This is a genomic window from Mesorhizobium ventifaucium (genome assembly GCF_935822925.1).
In the GTDB taxonomy this organism is placed as follows: Bacteria; Pseudomonadota; Alphaproteobacteria; order Rhizobiales; family Rhizobiaceae; genus Mesorhizobium; species Mesorhizobium ventifaucium.
The window spans coordinates 1-9,884 of the sequence record NZ_CAKXZS010000059.1 but is presented as its reverse complement, the minus strand read 5'-3'; the positions used below and the strand labels follow the sequence as shown (position 1 = coordinate 9,884).

General features: G+C 59.8%; 5 protein-coding genes and 1 pseudogene. 5 read left to right on the top strand and 1 reads right to left on the bottom strand.

Annotation, left to right across the window (positions count from 1 at the left end):
* The 5 genes and pseudogenes from NMG70_RS33420 to NMG70_RS30460 all read left to right on the top strand — a co-directional run.
* The coding region (locus NMG70_RS33420) for an electron transfer flavoprotein subunit beta/FixA family protein (RefSeq protein ID WP_436798490.1) at positions 1-257 on the top strand (257 nt) is incomplete at its 5' end.
* Positions 258-415: 158 nt separating this feature from the next.
* A complete protein-coding gene (locus NMG70_RS30480) occupies positions 416-1,345 on the top strand; it encodes an electron transfer flavoprotein subunit alpha/FixB family protein (RefSeq protein WP_254027915.1) in 930 nt (309 codons plus the stop codon).
* A gap of 503 nt (positions 1,346-1,848) precedes the next feature.
* Positions 1,849-3,450 (top strand): FAD-dependent oxidoreductase, encoded by a 1,602-nt coding sequence (locus NMG70_RS30475; RefSeq protein ID WP_254027914.1) that lies wholly within the window; start codon positions 1,849-1,851, stop codon positions 3,448-3,450.
* 18 nt (positions 3,451-3,468) lie between these two features.
* Positions 3,469-4,623 carry an NAD(P)/FAD-dependent oxidoreductase gene (locus tag NMG70_RS30470; protein WP_254027913.1) on the top strand — a complete coding sequence of 385 codons (1,155 nt, stop codon included), beginning with the start codon at positions 3,469-3,471 and terminating at the stop codon, positions 4,621-4,623.
* Between the two features lie 419 nt (positions 4,624-5,042).
* A pseudogene (locus NMG70_RS30460) lies at positions 5,043-6,241 on the top strand (IS256 family transposase).
* A gap of 536 nt (positions 6,242-6,777) precedes the next feature.
* Here NMG70_RS30460 and NMG70_RS30455 read toward each other — a convergent pair.
* The gene (locus tag NMG70_RS30455) at positions 6,778-9,264 is read right to left on the bottom strand and encodes a GcvT family protein (protein WP_254027911.1); all 2,487 of its coding nucleotides are present in this window, start codon (positions 9,262-9,264) and stop codon (positions 6,778-6,780) included.
* Positions 9,265-9,884: the final 620 nt, after the last annotated feature.

Below are 9,884 nucleotides of genomic sequence, written 5' to 3'. Positions count from 1 at the left end.
CGGTGGAGTTGAAGATGCCGGCGATTGTCACCGCGGATCTTCGCCTCAACCAGCCGCGCTATGCGTCACTGCCCAACATCATGAAGGCCAAGAAGAAGCCGCTCGACGAGAAATCTCCCGCTGATTACGGCGCCGACGTGAAGCCACGGCTGAAGGTGATCAAGACCGAGGAGCCGGGCGGCCGCAAGGCGGGCGTCAAGGTCAAGAGCGTCGCCGAGTTGGTCGACAAGCTGAAGAACGAAGCCGGCGTGCTCTAATGAAATCCGATGAGGCCGGCCTGCAAACGGCCGGTTTCTCCGCTCACCTAGGCTCACGTACTGAAGCACGCTTCGCTCCGGTTCTCGAACCCAATCGTTTTCGACCGGCCCGACATGAATTCGAGACGTCCCACTGAAGTGGATCAAGGAATAGAGAGATGACAATTCTTCTGATTGCCGAACACGACAATGCGACGCTTTCCGACCAGACCGCCAAGGCGCTTTCGGCGGCACTGCAGATCGGCTCCGACGTGCATGTGCTGGTCGCCGGCAACGGCGCCAGGCCCGCCGCCGACGCGGCCGCCAAGCTCAACGGCGTGAGCAAGGTGCTGCTTGCCGAAGCCGACGAACTCATCGAGCGCCTCGCCGAGCCGCTGGCGGCGCTCGTCGTCGGCATCGCCGACGCCTATGACACGATCGTCGCGCCGGCGACCTCGTCGGGCAAGAACGTCGCGCCGCGCGTGGCAGCGCTGCTCGATGTCGCGCAGGTGTCGGAGATCATCGAAATTGTCTCGCCCGACACCTTCAAGCGGCCGATCTATGCCGGCAACGCCATCCAGACGGTGCAGTCGAGCGACGCCAAGAAGGTGATCACCGTGCGCACCGCCTCCTTCCAGGCTGCACCCGAGGGCGGTTCAGCCCCGGTCGAGACGGTTCAGGCAGCAGTCAATCCCGGCCTGTCGAGCTTCGTCGAGAACAGGCTTTCCGAGACCGATCGTCCGGAGCTGACTTCGGCCAGGATCATCATCTCGGGCGGCCGCGCGCTGGGCTCCTCGGAGAAGTTCCAGGAAGTCATCCTGCCGATCGCCGACAAGCTCGGCGCCGCCGTCGGCGCCTCGCGTGCCGCCGTCGATGCCGGCTATGCGCCGAACGACTGGCAGGTCGGCCAGACCGGCAAGGTGGTCGCCCCCGATCTCTACATCGCCGTCGGCATCTCCGGTGCCATCCAGCATCTTGCCGGCATGAAGGATTCGAAGGTCATCGTCGCCATCAACAAGGACGAGGAAGCGCCGATCTTCCAGGTTGCCGACTACGGCCTCGTCGGCGACCTTTTCCAGATACTCCCCGAGCTCCACAGGCAATTGTGAAGCAGCCATGTCCTAGCTGCGTTCTTAACTTAGCCTGTGAGGACTGCCCTGGGCAGGGAGGCAAGGCCCTATCCTCAGGCCTTTGAAAGCGGGTAAAGTTGATAGGAGCGACGGCTCAAAAAGTCCCCAGATCTCGACGAGGGATCGATTTCGAGCAGGAAGTCGAGCGTATTAGGCATACGGTGACCGTGGGTGACCTTGTTGCAACCGATGCGACCACGCCGCCAACCGGACAGTATCACCTTACGATGACTTCGCTTCATCTCGAAATCAGATTAGCCCAATTCATAAACTGAATTTGACATAAGGCTTCATGGCGAATGAACTTCAACGGACATTATAGATGATTAAGAATTCAAACTGGTGTGCTCAAGTGCCGGCCGCTGATGCGTTGTCCAACGCACGAAGCGACGTCCGCGAGTCTTCGATGCAATCTCGAACGGTGGCGGACGAGTGCCTTCCATATCGAGACGAATGATCAACAGTATTCAATAGCCGGACCCATGAAAATTGATGAAAAGTCCGTTGCAGGGAAAGAGTTGATCCTCCAGGAACAGACCCAGCTCTTGGTAGTTGGCGCGGGTCCTGCCGGTCTGTCCGCTGCTATTGAGGGGGCTATGAGGGGCCTGGCGGTCGTGCTCATTGATGAGAACCCGGTCCTCTTCAAGACAATGTGCGACGAGGTGCCACTGCACTATGGGCAGGGCATGTCCAGCGCAGTGCGCAACCGCAATGCTATGATTGAGGCATTCGTCACTTCCGAGCCACTAATCCAGGCAGCATTCGAGGCTGGTGTGGACGTGCGGCTCGGCACCACCTGTTGGGGGCTTTATGCGAATGGTCCCGGTGTCCACTGGCTGCCCGGCACGGTTGCCGGCCTGGCCGATGAGGAACGCGGCTGGCTAATCGGCGCCGAACACGTCATCGTGGCGGCCGGCCGGCGAGACATGGGTCTAGGCTTCCCCGGCTGGGAGAAGCCGGGCGTAATTGGCGCCACGGCGGCGGTTACACTCGCGGCACGACTCGGAGCCCTGAACCCTCGGCGTGTGGTGATCCTCGGCACCTCGGCAGAGGCGCTGAGTGCTGCCGTAGCACTCCACGACGCCGGCGTTGAGATCACGGCGATTGTGGAACAGGCTGCCGAGCCCGTCGGTCCCGGCCACCTCGTGACCAAATTGCGCGCCGCCGGTTGCGAATTCCTGACCCATCATATCGTGCGCGAGGCGCTGGGACGGGAATCGGTCGAGGGAGTTCTCATCGCCGCGGTTGACAAGACTGGTCGAGCCGTCGGCGAAGAGCGCCGAATCGAATGTGAGGGCGTCGTGCTGGCGGTTGGCACGACTCCGGTCGTCGATGTCCTCGCCGCTCTCGGCTGTCATATCGCTTTTCAGCCGGAACGCGGCGGCTATGCGCCGGTGATGGATATGGATCAGCGAACCAGCGTCCACAACGTCTTCGCGGTCGGCGACTGTGCCGGCATCTGGCCTGAGAAGTCGCTCGATCGCAGCATCGCCGCGGGCGAAGGCCAACGCGCAGTCGGCGCCATTCTGGGGGACGCCAAAAATTATGAACTGACGGAGGTCCCGGAGCCCGACGTGCCGACCTACGATATATCAGCTTACCGTATGGCTTGGGTACGCGCCAGCGTCATAGAGGCGCGCGCCGAGTTCCACGTATGTCAATGTGAGGAGGTCACCGCCCGCGAGATCCTCGAGGTGCGTCCGCCACGGTATCTCGGTTGGCAAGGCGCCTCCCGCAACGACCGGTCGCTCTTTTCCCTGCTGGACAAGGCTCCCCCAAACCCGGACCACGTCAAGCGGCTCACCCGCGCGGGGATGGGGCCGTGCCAAGGACGGCGCTGCCGCGAGCAGATAGCGGCCTTGCTCGCGCTGCAGGCCACCGTGCCACTCGGCGCTGTTCCACTCGCAGGCTACCGCGCGCCGGTGCGACCGCTGCCGCTGGTGATTGCGAGCCAACTTCTCGAAACGGCAGATCAGGCCCGACATTGGGAACTCTGGTTCGGAATCCCCTCGCAATGGCAATCCCCATGCGAGATTCCCGAATTTTTTACCGTGGCGACCAATGAAGTGACGTCGCGCGAGTGAATCTTCAGCGAGGCGGCCATGACTGAGATCAACGGTGCGTCAGTAGTCATCGTCGGCGGCGGTGTTACAGGCCTGAGCGCCGCCTGGTGGCTGGCACAATCCGGCGTTGACGTACTAGTGATCGAGAAAGGCATTGTCGGTTGGGAGGCGTCCGGCCGCAACGGCGGCGGCTGCGGGCACGTCACTTCGCCTCTCTACGCCGAGATGCTGCGGCTGTGGCCGATCATGGATGAACTACTCGGTTATCCGACAGAGTTCTCAGCGAATCGCATCCACCTCGCCGTGACCGAGGAGCAATTAACGGTCCAAAAACGCAGCGCTGCTGCATTGAATCCTGGATATCGGTGTGAGCTTCTCGATCAGAAGCAACTCCGTGAACTCGTTCCCCTTGCCGGCGACAACGTCGCTGGCGCGCACTTTTACCACTTCGGGGGGCACGCTAATCCACATCGCACCGTCCAAGGTTATGCTTGGGGGATGCAGGATCATGGCGGCCGGCTGATGCAACACTGCGCGGTCACAGGATTCCGCACCGAAGGTGAGAGAGTAGTAGGCGTCGAGACGGAGCGTGGCCTGCTTGGCTGCGATCAACTGGTTATCGCAGCAGGGCCGCAAACTGGTCACCTCTCCGCGATCCTGGGGCAGGAGGTTCCTATGGCAAGCGCGCGCGCCGAAATGATCGTTACTGAGCCGCTTCCCCTGATGCCTTACGGTGGTGTAGACGGAAATGGGCTCCACGGCCGGCAGACACTGAGGGGCAATCTGGCCTTTGGAGGCGGCCCACACGAATGGCTGGAGCTGCCAGAAGGAGGCGTATTTGCAAATCCCTCGACCCCGCTGATGGGCCATATCGGCCGCCGCCTGATTGAGATGATGCCGAAGGCCGCGCATGCCCGCATCATCCGGTCCTGGGCCGGCGTGATCGAGAATACGCCGGACGGGCGTCCGGTGATCGACCGACTTTCGACTTTTCCTAATGTGCTTGTTGCGACCATGTCGAGCGTGGGCTTCGGTCTTTCGCCGTCCAGCGGGCGAGCGATCCGCGATGTAGTTGTCGACGGCGCCTGTAGCTTCGCGGACATATCCTCATTCAGGCTGGCACGATTCGCGAGGCTTGAGCCAGACTGGCGTGAATTGCAGGGATGGGTTGCGCTCGCGACGGAGGATAGATAGAGCACTGTCGGAAGGAGACGCTTGCTGTTTCGTTAGCATGCAACCTTGGCCGCGGGAGCGAATCGCTAGCGGGCACAAAACCTGCGAATCGGCCGATAGCGCCGCAAAAGGGGCTATCTGTTCGGAGTAGTCTGTCCAGGACGCGGCCGTTGCGGGTGCCAACAAGTTCATGGAGTCGGAATCGCGACGCCGTGAGTTGCCCGTGCTCCATGCCTTCGCTCATTCATTTCAACCGAAGGTTTTCGATTGCACAAATTCTCCCGCAGGACGACAGGGGTGCCTGTGGTCGGCCGAAGGGATACTGTCCTGAAGGTTCTGCAAAAAGCTTTGGAGAGGGAACGGCCCATGCTCTGAGGTGAGTGGCGGCCATGGCACGCTGGTGACGTTTCGATCACCGATTCCCGTGGAAGGGGAGTGCCATGACCAAACGAGAATTTAGACTGAGCAGAGGCGAGTTGAAAGCGTTGCTGTTGTCGGATGAGGACGGCTTCCGCAGGGTTTTGCAGGCTGTCGTGCAGGAGGCTTTGGAAGCCGAGATGACGGAGACCATCGGGGCCGAGAAAGGCGAGCGGACGGCGGAGCGGGTTGGTTACCGGTCCGGCTATTATGAGCGCAAGCTTGTGACGCGGGTTGGGTCCTGGAACTTCGCGTTCCGCAGGATCGGACCGGCCGGTTCTCGACGGAATTGTTCGAGCGTTATCAACGCTCGGAGAAGGCACGGTATCGGCGCTGGTCGAGATGTACGTGCAAGGCGTGTCGACGCGGAAGGTCACAGGCGATCACCGAGGAACTGTGCGGCCATTCCTTCTCGGCCTCGACGGTGAGCGAGGCGACGGCGCGGCTGGATGAGGCGCTAAAGGCGTTCTTTGAGCGGCGGCTTGCCGAACCCTACCCGTACCTCATACTGGACGCGCGCTATGAGCGGGCGCGCGAGGCCGGCGTGATCGCCAGCCAGGCGGTCTTGGTGGCGATCGGCGTCGACTGGGAGGGCCGGCGCCAGGTGCTCGGTGTCGAGTTGGCCAACCGTGAAAGCCACTCGAGCTGGCGCGAGTTCGTGGCAGGGCTCAAGCAGCGCGGGCTCGCCGGCGTCGAGTTCGTCGTCTCCGATGACCATCCGGGGCTCAGGGTAGCGATCCGCGAAGTCCTGCCCGAGGCAGTCTGGCAGCGCTGTTACGTGCACTTCCTCAGAAACGCGCTCGACTATGTGCCGCGCAAGGTCGACGACGACTGCCTGATGGAGCTCAGATGGTTCTATGACCGGCGCGACCTAGGCGAGGTCAGGCGCGACCTGGCGCAGTGGATCGCCAAATGGCAGGCCAAATACCCGAAGCTGGTGGATTGGGTGGAGAACAACATCGAGGAGACGCTGAGCTTCTACCGACTGCCGCTGCCGCATCACAAGCACATGAAGTCGACGAACATGCTGGAGCGGCTAAACCAGGAGATCAAGCGGCGCACCCTGGTCGTTCGCATCTTCCCCAACCCGCAGAGCTGTTTGCGGCTGGTTCGGGCATTGGCGGTGGAGATCCACGAGAACTGGCTCGAGGCGACCCGCTACCTCAACATGGATCACCTGCGCGAGCACAAGAAGGAGAACCTGAGAGCACTGGCCGCCTGAGACGCGGCCCGCCATGTCCGCCGCTCCGCTAAACACGGGGCTGCGCGGCGAACACGCCAACGTCACCGCTGAATGCCACGCCTTTTTTGCAGAACTTGACACACACAACTGCCGAAGGCGAGGGACTCGTGCTGTGCATGTGGGCAGACCGAACCGCCGCGTCCACAGTCACTACCTGAGCTGGTTGATCGAGCTGCCGTGGCAGGGACGGGGTTGTCGAAACCCGACTCCACGCACGACTGTTTTTTTAGTTCACAATGGCCGCGCCGCCTCTTCACCAAGAGGCTTTCTGAAACGGTCCAACCGAAAGCTTAGCTAAGGGTCCAGCTCGGCGAAAGCCAGATGGCAGTCGGCTTTGCGATGGGTGGCGAGCCCGGGCTCGCTCCTGTTAGACAGGTTCGCCGTGTCGGTGAGCTGCGGGTCCTCCATCCTCGCCAGAGCCCGACCAAAATCCAGTCGAGAAAGTAGTATCAACTCGGCAGCAATTTGGCCTCAAGCCGTGATCAATATCAGATCTTCAACGCCCCCAATCGCACTCAGGCCCGCACCCGCTCGCTCTTCGGATCATACATCGGCTTAAGCGAGACGTCCGCCGCAAAGCGCTCGCCTGCGATTTCAATCTCGTAAGATGAGGAGAGAACCTCTTCTTCGCTTTCATTCTTGCAAGGTACATATCCAAGACCTATGGCTCCGCCGAGTGTATGCCCGTAGTCAGCGGACGTGATTGTTCCCGCGATCCGACCGTCTCGGAAGATGACATCGTTGTGATGCATCAGTGGAGTGGGATTTGTGAGCCGAAACTGAACCAACCGACGCTCAAGCCCCGCCTCACGTTTTCTCAGCACGGCATCTCGTCCGATAAATCCAGGCTTTGCTGTCCTTACTGCGAAGCCCAATCCTGCTTCGAGCACATGATCGCCGCTGCCAATATCTTCGCCAAACCCCCGATAGGCTTTTTCGACGCGGCACGAGAGAATGGCATGCAGCCCACATAGCTTGAGGCCGACAGTTACGCCAGCCGCCTCGATTACTTCGAAGACATGCGCGGCTTGGTCAGTTGGGACGAAAATCTCCCAGCCCAACTCGCCGACATATGTCACCCTATGCGCCCGCGCCAAACCCATGCCGATCTCAATTTCCTGGAACGTGCCGAACGGATTAGTCTTATTGGAAAGATCATTTGGACTTACTCTGCCGAGCAGTTCGCGCGAACTCGGTCCCATAACCGCCAGGACGCTTTCCGAAGCCGACGTATCGGTGATAACGACGAACTCGTCGCCCACATGCCGCCGGAGCCAAGACAAATCGCGATGCAAGGCGAAAGCCGAAACGACGAGCAGGTAAGCAGTCTCCGTGAGGCGACTCACGGTGAGGTCGCTCTCGATGCCGCCGCGCTCGTTCAGCATTTGCGTATAGACGATCCGGCCGACCGGCACGTCGACGTCGTTGGAGCAAAGCCGCTGGAGGAAGCTGCAGGCGTCTCGTCCCTCTACACGGATTTTTCCGAATGAGGTCAAGTCGAAAAGACCGACTCGTTCCCGCACCGCCACGTGCTCGGCGCGCTGATTATCGAACCAGTTCTGGCGGTGCCAAGAGTACCGGTATTCGCGCTCCTGCCCCTCCCCGGCAAACCAGTTGGCTCGCTCCCATCCGACCGCCTCACCGAACACCGCGCCCCGCGCTTTAAGATGCTCGTGAATCGGGGAGCGTCGAACACCGCGCGACGTTGTCATCTGACGGGCCGGAAAGTGGTTGGCATAAGTAAGCCCCACTATCTCCGAAACTCGCTCCTTTAGGTATGAACGATTGTTCTGAAAAGGCTGCATCCGACGGATGTCCACGCCCGACAGATCGAATGGGGGCTCGCCGTCATTCATCCACTGGGCCAGCGCTAGGCCCGCACCACCCGACGAGGCTATCCCTCCGGTGTTGTAACCGCACGCTACCCAATAGCCCCTGAGTTCGGGAACCTCTCCCAGGAGGTAGTTATCGTCCGGCGTGAAGCTTTCCGGCCCATTGAAGAAGGTGCGGATGCCGGCCGTGGCTAGGATCGGCATGCGCTTCAGAGCCTTCACCATAATAGGTTCGAAATGCTCAAAGTCCTCAGGCAACTGATCGAAGCAAAAGCTTTCCGGGATGCCATCCATCCCCCACGGCTTTGCCTTCAATTCGACCGCCCCAAAAAGAATTTTTCCTGCATCTTCCTTGTAGTACGTCTGCTCGTCACGAACACGAAGTACTGGGAGTCGGGTCAGCCGTTCTATCGGTTCCGTGATCATGTAAAAATGTTCGCAGGCGTGCAGTGGAATCGCCACGTTGCTTCTTGAGCCTAATTCCCGCGCCCACATCCCAGCGCTGTTTACGATGTGGTCTGTTTCAATGATCCCTCGCTCCCCCTCCTTCTCCCATGTCACGCTCGACACCCGGCCGTTTGTCGTCTGAACACCAGTGACTTGCACTCCTTCAAATATGGCAGCGCCGCGCATACGTGCGCCTTTTGCGAGCGCCATCGTGACGTTAGTTGGATCACATTGCCCATCATTAGGAAAATGGAGAGCAGCAGTAACGTCAGATACATCTACATAGGGGTGTAGTTCCCTAAGTTGATCTACAGAGAGCTTTCGCGCCTCGGCACCTACTGCAGCCGCGAGGGACAGTTGCCTGTATAACTCGTGCTTGCGCTCTTCGGTGAGTGCGACAGACAAGGATCCGACGCGGCGAAGTCCGGTTGCGATCCCTGTCTCATCCTCCAAGCTCGAGTACAATTGCATTGAGTACTTATAAAGGTTTGGCGTTGAAGCTATAGGCGGCTCACTCACTAAGCCGGCTGCATGCCAGGTTGTCCCACAGGTAAGCTTTTTGCGTTCAAGCAGAATTACGTCGCTCCATCCGAGCTTTGCTAAGTGATATGCTACTGAGCATCCGGACACCCCGCCCCCGATTATCACAGCTCGCGCTTTGGAGGGCAGCGACTTCTTTTCGAACACCTCAACAAACTCGCTAGCTTCCGGCGAAACTCTCATCGAATTTTAAGCTCCTGTTCTGTTTGTTTTTCTCGACTTCTGCCCCACGACGGAAGGGGGCCGACGAGGGGAAGGATCACGAGCCTCGAAAGGAAACCTTAGTAGCCGGCATCATGCTGGCACGGCAAAAGGCGGCCGGGGCGACAAATGGGGCAACTGTCGACACAGCTCCTCGCCAGCGCCCTGCTTGGAAGCCCGCGAGGGGGCAAAGAGCTATCTTTCCTATTATCGAAGTAGACGAAGCCGAAGCCCTCACGCGCAATGCCGAGGTTCTTAACCTGCCAGCAGAGGACGTGGAGGAAGCGTTCCAGAATTCCCGAAAATTCGCTAACTTGGCGAGAGGATGAAACCGGCGTAAGACGGGTGCCAATCTCTCGTTGATAGTTTTGTCTGGCCAACAACGAGGCTCGCGATTTTGCTGGAGGTAGCGACGCGGTTGCCTCGCCCTGCAGAACGGGGAGCGTCAAAACAGTGTGCATCTATCATTCCAACATCAAAGGGCAGTCGCATTTGGTACGTTTATTTGTTTAATGATCAATCGCCGGCCGACTTCCGTCAAACGCCGTTTAAGTATAGCCGGTATCTAGGAACGAGATGGTCGTCCGTGAAGAACTCGGAAT

Bases quoted from the DNA above. Each gene is read 5' to 3' on its own strand.
- NMG70_RS30480 (WP_254027915.1), top strand. From the start codon at position 416: ATGACAATTCTTCTGATTGCCGAACACGACAATGCGACGCTTTCCGAC.
- NMG70_RS30475 (WP_254027914.1), top strand. From the start codon at position 1,849: ATGAAAATTGATGAAAAGTCCGTTGCAGGGAAAGAGTTGATCCTCCAG.
- NMG70_RS30470 (WP_254027913.1), top strand. From the start codon at position 3,469: ATGACTGAGATCAACGGTGCGTCAGTAGTCATCGTCGGCGGCGGTGTT.
- NMG70_RS30455 (WP_254027911.1), bottom strand. From the start codon at position 9,264: ATGAGAGTTTCGCCGGAAGCTAGCGAGTTTGTTGAGGTGTTCGAAAAG.